This is a genomic window from Streptomyces sp. NPDC029151, assembly GCF_055564315.1.
In genome coordinates this window covers 138735-155340 of record NZ_JBVHWQ010000013.1, presented here as the reverse complement: position 1 = coordinate 155340, position 16606 = coordinate 138735, and the positions used below count along the sequence as shown (strand labels likewise).

The 16606-nt window shown below is 70.9% G+C and carries 15 protein-coding genes and 1 tRNA gene; 10 read left to right on the top strand and 6 right to left on the bottom strand.

What is annotated here, in order from left to right; genetic code table 11:
- The first annotated feature begins 94 nt into the window (after window positions 1-94).
- From ACZ4VF_RS34925 to ACZ4VF_RS34915, 3 genes are all read left to right on the top strand, one after another.
- Window positions 95-502, top strand: a complete 408-nt coding sequence (locus ACZ4VF_RS34925; RefSeq protein WP_467931061.1) for a hypothetical protein — start codon at window positions 95-97, stop codon at window positions 500-502.
- Between the two features lie 909 nt (window positions 503-1411).
- Window positions 1412-1615, top strand: coding sequence for a cold-shock protein (locus tag ACZ4VF_RS34920; protein WP_356317676.1), 204 nt, complete (start codon window positions 1412-1414; stop codon window positions 1613-1615).
- Window positions 1616-1673: 58 nt separating this feature from the next.
- Window positions 1674-1750 (top strand) — tRNA-Met (locus ACZ4VF_RS34915).
- A 186-nt stretch (window positions 1751-1936) separates the two neighbouring features.
- Here ACZ4VF_RS34915 and ACZ4VF_RS34910 read toward each other — a convergent pair.
- The 3 genes from ACZ4VF_RS34910 to ACZ4VF_RS34900 all read right to left on the bottom strand — a co-directional run bounded on the left by ACZ4VF_RS34910 (window position 1937) and on the right by ACZ4VF_RS34900 (window position 5777).
- The gene (locus ACZ4VF_RS34910; RefSeq protein WP_467931060.1) at window positions 1937-2812 is read right to left on the bottom strand and encodes a geranyl diphosphate 2-C-methyltransferase; all 876 of its coding nucleotides are present in this window, start codon (window positions 2810-2812) and stop codon (window positions 1937-1939) included.
- Between the two features lie 15 nt (window positions 2813-2827).
- Window positions 2828-4282 (bottom strand): family 2 encapsulin nanocompartment cargo protein terpene cyclase, encoded by a 1455-nt coding sequence (locus ACZ4VF_RS34905; protein ID WP_467931058.1) that lies wholly within the window; start codon window positions 4280-4282, stop codon window positions 2828-2830.
- A gap of 79 nt (window positions 4283-4361) precedes the next feature.
- Window positions 4362-5777: a family 2B encapsulin nanocompartment shell protein gene (locus tag ACZ4VF_RS34900; RefSeq protein WP_467931057.1), complete on the bottom strand. Its 1416-nt coding sequence runs from the start codon at window positions 5775-5777 to the stop codon at window positions 4362-4364.
- Between the two features lie 884 nt (window positions 5778-6661).
- Between ACZ4VF_RS34900 and ACZ4VF_RS34895 the strand changes: the two genes are divergently transcribed.
- A complete protein-coding gene (locus tag ACZ4VF_RS34895; RefSeq protein ID WP_467931056.1) occupies window positions 6662-8098 on the top strand; it encodes a carotenoid oxygenase family protein in 1437 nt (478 codons plus the stop codon).
- Window positions 8099-8818: 720 nt separating this feature from the next.
- The gene (locus tag ACZ4VF_RS34890; RefSeq protein WP_467931055.1) at window positions 8819-9334 is read left to right on the top strand and encodes a transglycosylase SLT domain-containing protein; all 516 of its coding nucleotides are present in this window, start codon (window positions 8819-8821) and stop codon (window positions 9332-9334) included.
- Between the two features lie 193 nt (window positions 9335-9527).
- Here the strand turns inward: ACZ4VF_RS34890 and ACZ4VF_RS34885 are convergent, their stop codons facing one another.
- The gene (locus ACZ4VF_RS34885; protein ID WP_467931053.1) at window positions 9528-10457 is read right to left on the bottom strand and encodes a cupin domain-containing protein; all 930 of its coding nucleotides are present in this window, start codon (window positions 10455-10457) and stop codon (window positions 9528-9530) included.
- Window positions 10458-10583: 126 nt separating this feature from the next.
- On the opposite strand from ACZ4VF_RS34885, the gene ACZ4VF_RS34880 reads away from it, so the two are divergent.
- The 4 genes from ACZ4VF_RS34880 to ACZ4VF_RS34865 all read left to right on the top strand — a co-directional run bounded on the left by ACZ4VF_RS34880 (window position 10584) and on the right by ACZ4VF_RS34865 (window position 13076).
- Window positions 10584-11351: an MBL fold metallo-hydrolase gene (locus ACZ4VF_RS34880; RefSeq protein ID WP_467931052.1), complete on the top strand. Its 768-nt coding sequence runs from the start codon at window positions 10584-10586 to the stop codon at window positions 11349-11351.
- Between the two features lie 151 nt (window positions 11352-11502).
- The gene (narI, locus tag ACZ4VF_RS34875) at window positions 11503-12246 is read left to right on the top strand and encodes a respiratory nitrate reductase subunit gamma (protein ID WP_467931078.1); all 744 of its coding nucleotides are present in this window, start codon (window positions 11503-11505) and stop codon (window positions 12244-12246) included.
- A 60-nt stretch (window positions 12247-12306) separates the two neighbouring features.
- On the top strand, window positions 12307-12474 hold the full coding sequence (locus ACZ4VF_RS34870) for a hypothetical protein (RefSeq protein ID WP_467931051.1): 168 nt from the start codon (window positions 12307-12309) through the stop codon (window positions 12472-12474).
- 11 nt (window positions 12475-12485) lie between these two features.
- Window positions 12486-13076: a hypothetical protein gene (locus tag ACZ4VF_RS34865; protein WP_467931050.1), complete on the top strand. Its 591-nt coding sequence runs from the start codon at window positions 12486-12488 to the stop codon at window positions 13074-13076.
- A 273-nt stretch (window positions 13077-13349) separates the two neighbouring features.
- Here ACZ4VF_RS34865 and ACZ4VF_RS34860 read toward each other — a convergent pair whose 3' ends face one another.
- Entirely contained in the window at window positions 13350-13841 is a 492-nt protein-coding gene (locus tag ACZ4VF_RS34860; RefSeq protein ID WP_467931048.1) for a hypothetical protein, read from the bottom strand.
- Window positions 13842-14048: 207 nt separating this feature from the next.
- Here ACZ4VF_RS34860 and ACZ4VF_RS34855 point away from each other — a divergent pair, with 207 nt between their 5' ends.
- Complete coding sequence (locus ACZ4VF_RS34855; protein WP_467931047.1) at window positions 14049-14645, top strand: DUF4328 domain-containing protein; 597 nt, start codon at window positions 14049-14051, stop codon at window positions 14643-14645.
- Window positions 14646-14992: 347 nt separating this feature from the next.
- On the opposite strand, the gene ACZ4VF_RS34850 is transcribed toward ACZ4VF_RS34855, so the two are convergent.
- Window positions 14993-16483 (bottom strand): alpha/beta hydrolase family protein, encoded by a 1491-nt coding sequence (locus ACZ4VF_RS34850; RefSeq protein ID WP_467931046.1) that lies wholly within the window; start codon window positions 16481-16483, stop codon window positions 14993-14995.
- Window positions 16484-16606 lie beyond the last annotated feature (123 nt).

The following is a 16606-nucleotide window of genomic DNA, read 5'->3' as shown; positions in this document are numbered from 1 at the left end:
GACAGGTGCTCAAGAACATTGAGCGCAGCGGAAGTTGCCTCACATGCGACCTCGCCGACAGGGCATCCGGTCCTCACACGGAAGGGGGACACGGATGAAGTCGGGGCTGGAGGTCACACTGGCGCGCGGCGGCACGGACGATCCGTCCGACTGGGCGTGGATCGCCACGATCTTCGCGCTCTACCTGCTGTTCGGCTACGGGCTGGAGTACCGGTCGAAGAAGCGCAGAGGCATCGCGCGCCCGGCGAAAGCCGCGGCGAAGGGCCTGTTCTCCGAACGTGACGGCATCGATCCGGGGCAACGCTTCGCCAGCCGCATGCTGATGCTGTGCGGCGCGCTGGCAACGGGAAGTGCCGGGTACCTCACCCGGAACACACCCACGGCGGTGCGGTTCCTGACGGTGGGCGTCGTGGCGCTGCTCTGCATCTTCGCGTGGGCGTACTTCGACCACCGTACGGAGCCGCGCAGCGAGGACATGGGGGGCCGGCCCCAAGGCGGCTGACGGACGCAGCGCACGGACCGCCGCCCAGCCTCCCACGGCTGGGCGGCGCCGGCGCTGGTCACTCACCGAAGAGCGGCACCTGAGCCACCTCGATGTCCGTGCGGACGCGGTGCGCCCGAGCGGGCTGTCGCCACCGCCCTGCGGCATCCCGGGCCACGCGCGACGGCCCCGGCCCAGACCGGCCGGCCACGCCGTCGGCCGGCCCTGCGTCAGGCTGGGCACGAAGATCCACCTCGCAGCCGACGCCCGCTGCCGGCCTCTGGCGTTCATCCACCCCGCGGGGCTGGGCGGCGGCGCATCCGCGTTCACGGACGTCATGGCTCGCCTGAGCGTCCCCCGGCGGCGTGGTCGCCCCGCACCAGGTTGGACATGGTCCTGGCGGACAAGGCCCACGGCCCACTCGTCCCGCGCGATCCGCGATCACCTGCGCGGACGCCGCGTCCGGGCGGTCATCCCGGTGCCCGCCGAACAGGGGGGCCACCGGCTGCGACGCGGCAGCCGGGGGCAGACCACCGGCCTTCGACCGCGAGGCCCACAAGCAGCGCGACACCGCCGAGCGGTGCATCGAGCGTTGTCCGTCTCTCTACCGGCCTGACCACGTGTGTGGTGTCCCGAACACGGCGGATCTCTCCTCGACCGCTACCGTCGCCTCCCCGGAAACGGCGAGCCGGAGGACGTCGCCGACGGCCACGAGAGCAGTACTCCCACCGGCGGGCGGCCCCGTCCTGCGAGGGCTGCGCCCGACCCTCGCACGCCGCCGCGGTGCCCGTCGCCCGCGACGGAAGCTTACCGATGGTAATGATCGGATAACCGGGCCGTGGGTGGGGTAGGACGAACGTCGGGTGCCTTCGCCTCGGAAGGCCCCATCTCATCCGACTGGGTTTCCCAGCGAGAACGAAGGACAGCAGCATGGCCAGCGGCACGGTGAAGTGGTTCAACGCCGAAAAGGGCTTTGGTTTCATCGCTCAGGACGGCGGACCGGACGTCTTCGCGCACTACTCCAACATCACGGGCAACGGGTACCGGGAACTGGTCGAGGGGGAGACCGTCACGTTCGACGTCACCCAGGGCCAGAAGGGCCCCCAGGCCGAGAACATCGTCCGCGGCGGCTGACGTCCGATCCGACCCCGCCAGATCCACCGTGTTCCACCGTGTAGAGTGGCATCACCGACGCGGGGTGGAGCAGCTCGGTAGCTCGCTGGGCTCATAACCCAGAGGTCGCAGGTTCAAATCCTGTCCCCGCTACCAGAAGAAGGGGCCCGCAAGCGCGGGCCCCTTCTGCGTTGGCTCAGCGGGACGGACAGCACGTTGCGGGCCGGAGCCGCCCTCGCCCCCGTACTGCCGGACGACCTGCTCAACACTCACGTCGGTGACGGACCCGGGGACCGGGGAGCCGACGCGGCCCCCGGTCCTCCCGACCCCGCGAGGTGGGACTCACACGCGGTCGGCCGCGATCAGGACGTACTGGAAGGAGCCGTCCCGGTAGGACTCGATGAAAGCCTCCTCGATGCCGGTGACCAGCGAGGACGTCGCCCGCAACTCCCAGTAGGGCAGGGTGTCCGCGGTGAGGTCGACGATGGTGTGCGGCACGAGCCGGTTGTCGGCCATGGCACGCAGGTACTCACGACGGGAGTGGATGTTGCACTCGAAGTGGGCGTTGATCTGGGAGACCCACTTCGACGGCTGCCCGTAGCGGGGGTTCCAGCAGCCGGTGATCGTCACGTACCGGCCGCCCACCTTCAGGAAGCGGGAGTGCTCGGCGAACAGGTCGTGCAGGTCGACGTACATGGTCGACTCGTTGTTCCACGAGGCCGCGATGCTGCCCTTCTCGAAGGGCGTGTCGAGCATGTTGCACACACGGGAGCGGACGTGGTCCTCGATACGGAGTTCTCGCGCGCGGCGGTTGCCGAAGTCGGCCTGGGAGGCTGACAGGGTGACGCCCTCGACCTTGCAGCCGAAGCGATGGTGCGCCATGACCATGGACCCGCCGCGTCCGCAGCCGGCGTCGACCAGGGTGTCGTCGGGGCCGATGGCGCCGAGGTGGTCCAGGAGGAGCTCCGCCTGGGCCGACTCCAGCCGGTGCAGCTCCGCGATGAGCTTCTTCTCGTACTCGCTGTGCGCCGGGTCGCCGAGCGCGGCGTGGTCCACGGCGCCGATGCCGTAGTGGTGGTGGTAGAGCCCGTCCACGTCCCCGAGGCGGAGGTTGACCGGCCGCGCCTCGTTGTTCCAGTAGCGGGCGATGTCCTCCTGGTACGGCGTGGCCGGAGCCGGGATCTTCGGGGTGGCGGTGGTGGTCGTCTCAGTGCTCAAAGAAATGTCCGTTCTCTACCAGAAGTCGGGCAGGCTGTAGCGATAGGTGTTGGTCCGGTGCCAGTCGTGGTTGCCGTCGACCCAAGCGGCCACGCCCTTGAGGAAGCGCAGGACGGCGGGCAGGGGGCAGGCCTCCGCGAGGTCGGCCGCGGCGGCCTCGAAGGCTCGCTGCAGTTCGTTGTGGACCTCGACGGCCTTCAGATACGCGTCACGTTCGGAGAGCCGCTCGCGTTCCGCGATCACCACCGGAAGGTTCAGGTGCCGGCCCGGGCTGTCGAGTTCCTTGGTGTACGAGTAGAGGTCGTTGACGATGGTCGTCGCGTTGCCGGCGAGGGCGATGACCCGTTGCATGTCCGGCCGGGCGTGCAGGTCGGCGGGGAGTTCGTAGCCGCCGACCGTGTCGGTGATCGTGGGGCAGGGGCGGAAGTTGTTGAACTGGCGCATCGCCAGGTACTCCCACACCTCCGGGACGTGGCCGGTCTGCGCCCAGGCCGCCTCGGCGAGGTATCCCATGTGCAGCCGGGCCATGTCGTGCCGGTAGCGGTCGGCTTGGGAGGGGGTGGCCGCGCGCACGAAGTAGTCCATCGCACTGCGGTACGCCCGACGCGGGGCGTCCGAGGTGAGGGACTCCTGCCACGCCGGCGCGTACTCCGCGGTGGTGTGGAAGTGGTCGAGCGCGGTGTGCGCGAGGAGGAGGCGGCCGCCGAGACCGACGGGTGACCCGCCGTGGTCCTCGCAGTAACAGTCGTCCACCGCGTTCTCCGCGACCATCAGCCGGGTGGCGAGCATCAGGTGGTCGACCGTCGGGGCGTCGGGGTGGCAGACGACCATGTACCGGCCGACGGAGAAGCCGTCGAACTGCCCCTCCCACTCCTCCGGATAGAGCTGGACCTCGTCCTCGGCCCAGCACTTGATCCGGCGGCTCACCTCCTCGACGCGCACCGGGTCGGGCTCCGGGACAGGGTGGTAGTAGAGGCCGGGGACTGCCCGCCCCGCGGCGGGTGGAGCCGGTGGCGCGGACACCGGATCCGGAAGCGTGGGCTTGTACGTGCCGGCAAGGTCGAGCGAGCTCGTGCCCAGTCCGGTCGGTCCGCGCAGGACGCCCTGGAGAGCGGAGGCGGCCGCGCGCGTGTCCGGCACGTCGGGTACGGAGGAGGCGGGCGCTCTCAGGTCCGGCGTCTCAGGTACGACGGAGGCGGCCATCGGGGGCGATGACGGTGCCGGTGGCAGTGACGGTGGTGAGGGCAGTGACGGTGCCGGTGGCAGTGACGGTGGTGAGGGCAGTGACGGTGGCGGTGACGACTGGGCGGCCGGGAGCGTGACCGTCGGATGCAGTGCTGCCAGGAAGGCGGACGCGGCCGGCGTGACCGCAAGGTCCGCGACCACCGGCGTGGGGGCGTCCGGCACGGCTGTGGGCGGCGTCGGCCGTTGCTCACGGTGGGATGACCCGAGGGGCCCGGAGTCGGGCATCGGTGGCTCCTAGATGCGATGAGGTGGGCGCTCGTTGCGCGAGGGGCGTGTCAGGCGTGGACCTGCAGCGACCCGGCGCTCAACGCGGCCCGGGGGCGATCTGTACGTTCTCCAGCACGCCGAGGGCGTCGGGCAGGAGCACCGCGGTGGAGTAGTAGGTGCTGACGAGGTAGGAGGTGATCGCCTGTTCGTTGATGCCCATGAACCGCACGGACAGACCCGGTTCGTACTCGTCCTCCAGGCCCGTCTGCCGCAGGCCGATGACGCCCTGGTTCTCCTCGCCCGTGCGCATCGCGATGATGGAGCTGGTCTGCTCCTTGGTGATCGGGATCTTGTTGCAGGGCAGGATGGGGACCCCGCGCCAGGCGGGGACGGACTGCCCGCCGAGGTCGACGTGGTCGGGGTAGAGACCACAGGCGCTGAAGCCGCGCCCGATGGCGGCGATGGTCCTGGGGTGGGCGAGGAACAGCTTGGTGCCGCGCCGGCGGCACAGCAGATCGTCCATGTCGTCCGGGGTCGGCGGACCGGAGCGGGGCTGGATGCGCTGCTTGAAGTCGGCGTTGTGCAGCAGTCCGAACTCGCGGTTGTTGATCAGCTCGTGTTCCTGGCGCTCCCGCAACGCCTCGACGGTGAGTCTGAGCTGTTCCTCGCTCTGGTTCATCGGGCCGTTGTAGAGGTCGGCGACCCGGGTGTGGATCCGCAGAACGGTCTGTGCGACGGAGAGTTCGTACTCACGCGGCTTCAGCTCGTAGTCGACGAAGGTGCCCGGCAGATCGGCCTCGCCCACGTGACCGGCCGACACGGCGATCTCGGCCTCACCGTGCTTGTTCTGCCGCTGCCGCGCGCGGGAACCGAACGCGTCGACGTGCGCTCGCAGGTGGGGCGCGGAGGCCTGGACGGCGGTGAAGTCGGCGCGGGAGAGGGTCAGGAGGGTGCCGGAGGTCTCGGCGGTGACGGTGCAGGGGTGGTGGGCGTCGGAGTCCGACAACGCGTTCTCACCGAAGTGGTCGCCGTCCGCGAGCACCGCGATGACGACCTCTCCGCCGTACTTGCCCTCGGAGGTCTGTCTGACCCGCCCGTGGGCGATCAGGTGGATCCGGTCCATGGGGCTGCCACGCTCGGCGAGTACTTCGCCCGCCGCGAAGTCGCGCTGCGTGCACCGGTCGGCGAGTGCGGTGAGGACGTCCGTGTCCTCGAACCCGCGCAGAACGGCCAGTTCACCGAGCTCCAGGGGGATCACGCGGACCGTGGCGCCCTCCTGGACGAACTCGATGCGTCCGTCGCCGAGGGTGTGGCGCAGCCGCCGGTTGACCCGGTAGGCGCCGCCCTTGGCCTCGACCCAGGGCAGCATCCGCAGCAACCACCGGGAGGTGATCTCCTGCATCTGCGGAGCGGACTTGGTCGTGGTGGCGAGGTTGCGGGCGGCGGCGGTGCTCAGGGACTGCTGCGGCGCTTCGGGTGTGGTCCGAGCTTCCGGGATGCTGTCGACGGACATCGGAGGACTTTCTCCTTGTGCGACGGGTCGTCCGGCGCACACGGGGGCGCCGACCGGGAGACAGGGAGGGTGGGCAACGAGCGGGCGGGATCACGGGCATCCGTCCACCTGCAGAAAGCTAGCCGCTGGACGCCCCACAGCCACCAGGAAGACCAGATGCTTACCTCGAAGCAGTGACAATCAGTTGATTGGGGTTTAACACTCGTCATGCGTGATCGCCCGCCCGCGCCTTACGGGGGCAGGACGCTGCCGGTGAGGACGGGCGGTCCTCTCGTCCCACGGCGCGCAACACCGGGGCCACGCAGGCGAGTACGACCACTCGGACGCCGTCGCGGGAGCCGATCCGGGACGGACACGGAGGCTGCCGGTGTGCAGCAGTCCACCGCCCGGCGCAGTGAATCCCCGCGACGGGGACGGCCCAGCCCCGCGGACTGGCGTCGTACCCCTCCTACCGGCCCTGCACACCGACGAGGCACGGCCGCACCCCTCCCACCGGTCCTCCATACCGACGGCGCCGCCCCCGCACCACCGCCCGCTCCCGCCTTCACAGCGACCGGCGACGGCAGACAACGACGGCCGCCGCCGGACGACGGCACGCCACGACACCGGAACCGCTCAGGCCGAAGAGGCGCCCCTGTCCGGCCGGCGCCGGCGCCCGCGCGCCCCTGCGGCAGCAGTCCACTCAGTTCGCCACCGCCCGCCCGCGGAGGTTGCCTCCCGTCCCCACGGGTCTCCGCGTCGACGCGGCCGCTCTCGCCGGTTGCCCGCGGGCCTGCAATGATCACGGGCCGGCGTCACTGGGTGCTTCCCGCGCTCGGGGTGGCGGTGGCGAGCGATCGGCATTTGACTGGCCATGTGCCGTCGCTCCATCTGGGGGTGATCTCGTGGCCGCACCCGCCGACGCATTCGATCCGACGCGTATCGCCCATCTCACCGGCCGCTTCGCCCCTGTGACAGAGGAAGTCGACGCGGTGGATCTCGAGGTCACGGGGGAGCTGCCTACCGACCTCGATGGTGTCTATCTGCGTAACGGCCCCAATCCGCGCTTCAGTCCGATCGGCAGCTACCTCTATCCGCTCGACGGTGACGGGATGATCCACGGCGTGTGGCTGTCCGCCGGCCGTGCCCGGTACCGCAACCGCTTCGTCCGCACGCCGGCCATGATCGCGGAGGAAGAGGCGGGCCGAGCGCTGTGGGGCGGACTGGAGTCCATGATCCTTCCCGGGGTCGAAGAGGTCGGGGACGTACTGGCGAACACGTTCAAGCCGCTGCCCGACATCAACGTCGTCCAGCACGCCGGCCGCCTGCTCGCCCTGGCCGAGTCCGACTGCCCGTACCTGATGAGCCCGGACCTCGCCACTCTCGGCAAGGAGACGTTCGGCGGGCAGTTGCCCGCGGGCATCACCGCCCATCCCAAGATCGATCCGGTGACCGGAGACATGGCCGTCTTCTGCTACGCCCTCAGCCCCCCTTGCCTGACCTGGGCTGTCATCGGCCCGGACGGCGTCGTCCGCAGGGGCCCCACACCGGTGGACGGTGTCACCGAACCGCAGATGGTCCACGACATGGCCCTGACCCGCCGGTACCTCGTCCTGGTCCTGGCCCCGGCGTTCTTCGACATCGAGGGCGCCATGGCCGAAGGTTCCTTCATCACCTGGCGCCCGGACCGAGGCACCCGCGTGGCGTTGATCCCCCGTGACGGCGGACCCGTCCGGTGGGCCGACGACGACGCGTTCTGGCTGTGGCACACGGTCAACGCCTATGACGGTCGTGACGGACGTGTGGTACTCGACTTCGTCCAATGGCCGTCACTCACTCTCGGCCCCGGCTCCCCCGGGAGCCGGTCCCGGGAAACCGGGCGGCACGGCCTGACACGAGCCCTCATCGACCCGGTCGCGGGCACGGTAGGACGCACGCTGCTGGACGACGCCCGGGTCGAATTCCCCCGCATCGACGATCGAGCCCTGACGAGTCCGCACCAGTGTCTCGCGGTCGCCTCCGACAGCGGCCGGACCGACGGCCTCCTGCCCGGTGAGTACGATGCGCTGCGCTGGTACGAGGCAGGTGCGAACAACGTATCGGCGCGGTCCTGGAACGCCGGGAACCTGTCGGTCGGCGAGCCCGTTTTCGCCCCGGCTCCCGGGGCGTCCGGCAGCGAGCGCGGCTACTGGATGACCTTCGCGACCGACCGCACCGACAGCACCAGCTGGCTGCTCGTCCTGCCCGCCGATGACCCCGCCCAGGGTCCTGTCGCCCGCGTCCGCATCCCCGTACGAGTGCCGCTGGGCCTGCACGGCAGCTGGCTGCCGACTGAGGAGTGACGACGACCGGAGCGACACGCGTGCACCGCGTCGGCGCGGCACGTGCCCTCACGATCGCCGCCCTCGTCGGAGCGGACGTCGGGGCGGGTACCGCGGTCCCGCGTCGAGAGCGCGAAAACCAACCAGTCCTGGACGGCGCACGACGATATCGACGAGGTCGCGACCGGTAGAGGCACACAGTCTCGCCCACGGACGGGCAGACATTCCTGCGCCGACCCTGCCGGCCGCCCCCTCGGCCTGCCCCGCCGTCCGCAGCGGCTTGCCGCCCGTGCTCGCGGGCCGGGTCCCCTTGGCGTCGGCACCGCCGTACGCCTTTGCCGATCTCGCGGCGCTGTCCCGACAGGGGCTCATCCGGAGGTGGTGGAGTGTCCGGATCGCGGCGGATTCGTCCGTTTGACGGGTGACGCGGCCCATAGGGGCCATGTCACATCCTAAGAGGGGTCGTAGAGGCACGTTCCGATAAACAGGCGTGAAAGTAGGTAAATGCCTGTTTTGGGTCATTCCTCCGAAGCTGGATAGTACGTCACATTCTTGCCACGGCTCGGCGGGCCCCCTAAACATGTTTCTCGTTGCCGCAAGCCGCAGGGCCGACCGGGTGTTGATCGCCGGACGCCCCCGCCGCGCCGTGCAGCACAGGGCCTCACGCCGACGCCCTGCAGGCCGCGACCGGAGCTTCCGGCCGGCGCCTTCAACGACGTCCCACAGGAGAGTCCCTTTCTCATGACCGCGATCACCGCCACCCGCCGCCTTGCCCGCCTCCGCTCCCTCGCTCTGACCGGCATCGCCACGACCGGCGCCGCGGCCGCTGCCCTCACCCTGATGCCGGCCGCCGCGCATGCCGCCGAGGCACCGCAGGGCGCCCACGGCGTCACCGCCGTCTCGCGGGACAGCCGCACCGACTCCACCGCCGGCGGCGCGAACAACCTCGACGGCTGGATCAAGAAGTCCCTGGCCATCATGAAGGAGAAGGGCATCCCCGGCAGCTACGAGGGCCTGCACCGCAACATCATGCGCGAGTCCGGCGGCAACCCCAACGCGCAGAACAACTGGGACGTCAACGCGCAGCAGGGCACCCCGTCCAAGGGTCTGCTGCAGGTGATCGAACCGACGTTCCACGCCTACCACGTCGCCGGAACCGCCAACAGCCTCACCGACCCGGTGGCGAACATCACCGCGGCCGCCAACTACGCCGCGCACCGCTACGGCTCCATCGACAACGTCAACTCCGCGTACTGAGCCACACCCTGGCCCGTCACACCGGGCTGCGCCGTGACCACCCCCCTGCCCCCGCCCGTGAGAGTGGCGACGAGGCCCGGCCCCACAGGAGTTGCCAGCTGGCCCGGAGCGATGCTCCCGCCCGGGCGATGTCCGGCCGACCGGGCCGCGAGCGCCTCGCAGGATCGAACGGGTGGCACGTCCGCTCGGGTGCTCAGGGCCGGCGGTGGTCCGTGCGGTGGCGGCTCGGTGGCGTTCCCCACTGACGGGTGAAGGCCCGCGAGAACGCCGACACCGAGGTGTAGCCGACGCTGCCGGCCACGGCCGGCAGCGTCTCGGCGGTGTCGCGGAGGCGCCGGCCGGCCAGTTCCAGGCGCCAGCGGGTGAGGTAGGCCAGGGGCGGCTCGCCGATGAGGTCCGTGAAGCGCCGGGAGAGTGTGGCGCGGGAGACGCCCACCCGGTGTGCCAGTTCCTCGACGGTCCAGGGCCGGGCCGGGTCCTCGTGCAGGAGTGAGATCGCGGCAGCGACCTCCGGGTCGCGCAGGCCGAGGACCCAGGACGTACCGTGCTCGCCCTGATCCGCGGTCCACCGGCGCAGGATGTGGACGAACAGCACGTCGGTCAACCGGTCGACGACCGTCTGGGAACCCGGCCGGGGCTCGGCGAGTTCGGCTGTGAGCATCCGGAGGGTGTCGCCGAGTTCGGTCCGCTCGGACGCCTCGCCGTCGGCGGCGGGCAGGACCAGCACAGGCGGGAGTGTGAGCAGCGGGCGTGATACGCGCCCGTCGAAGCGGTACCCGCCGCAGATGATCCGGGTTCGGGGACCCGGACCGGGGACGTGGATCTCCGACTCCCCGCGACCGGGGCGCGCGGCCACGAGGTCGTCGTAGGGGGTCGTCGGCCCGCTCGGGGCGCCGGACATCACGTGGCCGGCGCCGACAGGCAGCAGGACCAGGTCGCCGGTGGAGAGCCTGACCGGTTCGGCCCCTGGGCGGCGCAGCCAGCAGGAGCCGCTGACGACGGTGTGGAACACCGCGATCGGCAGCTTCGGGAACTCGATGCCCCAGGGCGCAGACACGTCGACCCGGGCCAGCACGGTGCCCCCGACCTTGGCTGCGGCGAGGACATCCGCCAGAGCGTCCATGCCCACAGGGTAAGGGGACGCCTGAGACGATCGGCAATCGATGTGCGCTTCACAGGCATGGAGCGGCTCGGTCGGAGTCCGTAGCGTCTGGGTGTCCGAACCTGTTCCCTGTGAACGGAGTACTCCGTGCCCGGCACGAAGGTCATCCCCCTCCCGGTCCTCGGGAAGCGGAACGTCACCGCATATCTGCTCCTCGGCCGTCGGCCGGTCGTCGTCGACTCCGGTGTCCCCGGCAGTGGCCGCAAGGTCCACGACCAGGTGGCCGCGCACGGGGTGGACCCCCACGACATCTCCATGATCGTCGTCACCCACGGCCACATCGACCACTTCGGCGGAGCCGCCGAACTGAGCCGTCTGACCGGGGCGCCGATCGCCGCGCATGTGGGCGATCTCGGGCAGTACACCAGCGGCCGGGTGCGCGAGCCCTACCTTCCGACCGGAAGCCTGGGCAGGCTTCTGGCCCGGCTTCCGCCTTTCCATGTCCGGGCGGAGCCGTTCGCACCGCAGGTCCTCGTCCGCGGGGAGATGCCGCTGGCGGACCACGGCGTCGACGCACGCATCGTGCCCACCCCGGGCCACACCCCCGGATCGGTGTCGGTCCTCACCGAGGCGGGCGACCTCGTCGCCGGAGACCTGATCGCGACACCTCTCCTGGGGCTGCTGCCCCGCCTGCCCTGGAACCCGCCGTTCCACGACGATCCCCTCGCCAATCTGGCCAGTCTCCGGCGCATGCTCGACCTGGGCCCCGAGCGACTGCACGCAGGACACGGCGGGATGCTGGACCCCGGCCGGGTGCGGCGGTGGGTGGAGAAGGAGCAACGACGCCTCGAACGGCTGGCGGCGAAGGGACGGCTGCGGGCACGCGTGGGCGACGACGTCTCCGGCGATGCCTGAGGACCCGTCACGCCCGCCCCTACGCCGACGTGATAGAAGCGGTACGCGCCACCCTCCCCGCCGCGTCACCGTCCCCCGCGCCGCCCCGAGCGAACCCCGGCCCGGTCCCGTACCCCCTGCAGCACGCGCCGGCCGACGAAGGTGTCCGCCGCTGACGAACCACCTGGAGATCGCACTGTGGGGCGTGCTGCCCTACCTCGCCCTGGCCACCATGGTCACGGGCACCGCCTGGCGTTACCGCTACGACCGCTTCCGCTTCACCACCCGCTCCAGCCAGCTCCACGAGTCCCGGCTGCTGGGCATCGGCGCGCCGCTCTTCCACTACGCGCTGTTCCTCGTCATCGGCGGTCACGTGATGGGCCTGCTCGTCCCCGCGGCCCTCACCCGGCGGTTCCGGGTCAGCGAGGAGCAGTACCACGCGGTGGCCCTGACCATGGGCGGCACCGCGGGCGTCGCGGCCGTCGCCGGGCTGGCACTGCTGCTGTACCGCCGGTTGAGCGTCCCGGCCGTGCGCCGCGCGACCAGCCGCAGCGACAAGGTGACCTACCCGCTCCTGACCCTCGTGCTGCCGGCCGGCCTCACCGCGACCGCGTCGTCGACGACCAACCCCTACGACTACCGGCTCGGCGTCGCGGTCTGGTTCCGCAGCCTGTTCGCCCTCGACCCGGACGTGCCGGCCATGGCCCACGCACCGCTCGCCTCCCAGCTGTACGCCCTGCTCGCCCTGACCCTGTTCGCGCTGTGGCCGTTCAGCCGCCTCGTCCACGCCTTCGCGGTGCCGGTCGGCTACGCGGCCCGCCCCTACGTCGTCTACCGCTCCCGCGGCCGGGTCACCGGCCACGGGCCGCGACAGGAGGCCACGGACAACGCCGCCGGCGGCCCCGTGCCACGGTGACGCACCGGCCGTTGCCGTGATCTTCGTGGGGGGAGGGGACGGAGCAGCGAGGTCTGCGCGGTGACCGCCGTCGCTGCCGCCGATGGACATCGCCGCGCCGGACGCGAGGACCGGGGGACCGGCTCCGGCGACGCGGGCAGCGACCGCCGCCCCCTCGACCGCCTCGTCGGCGTCCTGCTCGACGACCTCCGCACCCCCCGCCGGACGCCCGAATCGAGCCCGTGGTGAAGGATCAGGGCATGACGAGATCAAGGAAGACGAAGGCCGGGCTCGGGGTGCTGTCGTGTGCGGCGGTGGCGTTGCTGGCGGCGGGATGCGGGACGCAACGGGCGGATGACCCCGCCGAGGCGTACCGGCGCACCCACCCGACACCGACCGGGATATCGACACCGAGTGTTCCGAAGGACTACCGCTGCCCCGGAGAGAGCCCCCGGCCGACGCCTCCCACGGCCACCACCTCCGGGTCGACCGTGCCGCCGACCGACCACTACGCCGAGAACCACGGTTTCAGAAACCCCCTGCCGCTCCACGGCAAGAGCCGATGCGACGGGCTCGCCGCCGTCGGGCGCGTCGAGACCGCGCTCGAACCACTGCGCCGGCGCGGCGACTTCGCCCCGGACAGCGTCCGGGGCGCACTCACCGGCCTCGGCTACTCGGCGGACAAGGTGCGGGCGTACCAGGACGGGGCCGCCGGAGTGGGCTTCCTCATCGACGTCGGCTCCTCTCCCTGGTGTGTGGAGGGAACGATGAGCAGGGACTCCACAAAGGCGGACGCCTTCGGCGGCTACCCCGACGGCACCGGATGCGAGCCCCCGAGCGGCGGCCACTGACCGCAAGCCGTCGGCCCCGACCGGCCACGGACGACGACACCTCCCGCCGGGGGCCTGACAGGACCCCTGAGGACCAGGTCGCAGCCCTCGCCCGTGGCTTCACGTCCGACACCGCTACCGGGCTCGGCGGGTTCGGCCCGTTCGAGCAGCTGCGTACGCGCTTCCGCGCGGTGGATGCCCCGTTCCACCGCGCGGACGTGGTGGCCTGTCACGTCGGCCCGTCGAGACCGACCTGCATCGCGGTCGACGCACTGTCGACACGACACGGGGCCGTCACGAGGAGAGCCGTGAATCGGCAGGCCAGAACTGCACGAGGTAGCGCTCGACTTCCTCGACGCTCTCCTCGCTCTCGGCCAGAGCCTTGACTTCGGCCCGGCCCGAGCAACTGACACGCACCCGCCACGATCCGCCCGAGTCCGCCAGCCTGATCAGGTCGTCGAGTCGGCCCAGGCTCATGGACCACACCGCGACCTGGCCGCTGACCGACTCGAAGTCCGCCTCGGCCTGCTCTTCCCAGCCGGCGGCGTCCTGCACAGGTGCCAGTCCGTCCCACACCTCCACCGTGACGGAGGCGGTGTGGGTATGTCCGGCGCTGGTGATGTCCAAGCGTCCGGGATGGGTGCTCAGGAACGTACCGAAGTCGAAGTCGTCCGGGAACGTCGGCTCAAGGAAGGCGTCGTCGGATTCCTGCAGTCCGAACGCGTGGTAACCCACGAACACATCGACATGCTCCTGGCGGACAAGCTGTGGCACGCGGCGCCCCAAGCGTCGTAGACGACTGGCCGTCGCCTGCGATCATAGGCCCCACCCTGCTGCCCCAGGGCGCTGCCTGTCGGGAGGCGTTGACGCGAACGGAGATCCAAGGGGGCCGGCGCAGCCTGATGCCGCACACGCATGGGCGAACAGTGCCTATGATCACTCCGCCTCGGCGTCCGCTCTGGCCGTACACGTCTCCGAAACAGGTTGAGGACGATGACCGGTACCGCTCGCAAAGCTCTCTGGATCCTTGCCCGTTGCTCACAGGCTGCGATAGCGGCAGCCGCCGCGGCGGACGTGTTCCGCGCGCTGGCGTTCCGGGATCACTACCTGCATCCCACGGATGCGTCCCTGCACGAGTCGGGATTCATCTCCATGATCTTCCTCTATCTGATGACTCTTGCGATCCTGTCGTTCCTCTTGTGGCTCACCCGGGCCAGACGCAACGCCCTCGAGTTGGATCCTGGGGCCTCGGTACCGAGTCGGGGCTGGGCGATCGGAGCCTGGTTCATACCGGTGGTCAACTTCTTCGTCCCGCGCCGGTTCCTTCTGGACATCGGGCGAGCGAGCTCCGCGTGGGGGAGGGAGGGGCGAGACACGGTGCTGGTGAACCTGTGGTGGGCCGCCTGGATCACTCACGCGCTGGTGCTGGCGGTGGCGGGCCGGGCGGCTCCGGGGTCGATGGCCCTCCTCGTGGTGGCGGAGGCGCTCATGATCGCGGCGGCCGTGCTGCTGGGAATCGTCATCGAGCGCATCACGGCGTCGCAGAGGACCGCGTCCGGTGTCACCGTTCCGGTCGCACCTCTCGCCTAGGCAGTCGTTCCCGGCCGATGCCGTAGCCGAGAACACGCGGGGGGCCGAAGGCCACGGCAGGCCCCTGGCCTCCGCCGGCCCCGCCTGAGGACGGGCCGTTCCCGAGCGGTCCGCCACCTTGCCGTCCACGTCGCCGTCCACGTCGCCGTCCGCGTCGCCGTCCGCGCGAGGCAGGGACACGGTTCACGGCCGGTGGTCCGGCCGGCTGCCCGCACAGCGGGGACTCGATGGAGCGCCCTCCTTGCCTCGGCTTGACCGGCTCTTCCCCGCACGTGCAGGCGTTTCCAGGTCAGGTGGCGGTCGGCGGGTGGGGCACGGCCGTACCGTCGGCTGCCGCGGCAACCCGGTCAGCGGCTGCTGCCCGGTGGGTAGACGCTGAGATCGCCGCAAGCCGAGAGAACGTCAGCCAGATCGCCGGGTTTGTGCCGGAGGGTGGTGTCCAGGAAGGCGAGCGTGGTTGCGGCGACGACGCGTGGGCTCTCGATGCGACCCAGGGAGCCGACTATCGAGGGCACGGGCGGCAGGTACAGCGGGCCGTCCATGAAGGTGAGGTGTGCGGCGCCGGGAAGGGTGAGACGGTAACCCGGCGCGGTACTGGACTTGAGGGCCTTCGTGAGCCGGGGAATGTAGCCGGGGTCGGTTCCCGGGGTGATGGCCTGGGTGAGCGCGAGCGTCGGTTGGCCGAGCGGAGGTGAGGTGGGGCCGTGGGGGTAGCCGTCCAGATCGATGACGGCGTCGAACCGGTGGTCCTGCCGGGCTGCTTGCAGGGCGGCAGCACCACCCATGGAGTGGCCGGTCACCGCGACTCGGCTGGTGTCCAGGCGTCCGGTCAGCGGGCCGCGAGTCTCACCTCGGGCCAGACGGTCCAGTTGGGTGAGGACGAACCTGAGGTCGGCGGCCCGAACAGCCGTCCAGCCGGCTGCCAGCTTGTCATCCTTGTCCCGGTCGCCGGTGGAGACGGTCTCCGTGTGAATCGTTCGGCCGTCGGCGAGAACGACGGCGGCGGAGTCGTACGGGTGGTCGAGGGCGGCGACCACATAGCCGTGACTGGCCAGTTCCTCCGCCCAGGCGGTGTTCTGCGTGCGGGTTCCGCCCGACCCGGGTGAGAACAGCACGACCGGGAACCGTTCGCTCCCACCGGCCACCGGCGCGTTGAAAACCGAATGCGTACGCGCACGCGGGAGGCCGTCGACCAGGAAGCCGGGAAGGCCGACGTGGTCGGCGAGGGCGTCGGCCACGGTGCGCGCCTCGGTCTCCGTGCGTCCGAGGTACCGGGCCCGCTGCGTGCCTGCGGGGCTCTTCCGCGCGGGGTACCAAAGCTGGGTCACGACCGTGCGCCGGTCGTGCGGGTCGGTGGTGAAGGTCTCGGGGCGGTGCGGGTCGGTCCACTGCATCACGCGGGTGCCGACCGCGAAGTCGCCCGAGGGGTCGGGGAACGCGGGTACGGGGAAGGCCCAGGCGGCCACGGGCCCCGTGGCGATCAGGCCGATGCAGGCCACCGACCCCGGCAACGCCAGCCACCATCGGGCCCGCCACGCCGGCCGGCCGGTACGGCGCCGAAGCAGAGGAGAGAAGACGAACGGCGACGCCACGGCAGCGCCTGCCAGTACCGGCAGCATCTGCCAGCGGATCCCCACCGCGCTCAGCACGAGTACGGACAGCACGAGAACCGCCCCCGCCGCGATCGCGACGCGTGGGCGGGCCGAGGGGGGAAGCCAGCGCGTCACCACCAGTGTGACGGCACCTGCCACGGCAAGGAATTCCAGAGGGGACATGTGGAGCCCCGTGATGATCTCGGTCACCCGGCCATCGTCAAGGCGGGGCACACGATGCCACATCGATCCCGGGTCGCCATCGCATGCGACCGCAGTCGCATTCCGGCACGCCAGGTGGACGGCCGCTTTGCCACCGTGGGTGGTAGCGGACTCCTCCTGCGGTCGTACCTCGTCGTGGTGCCATCA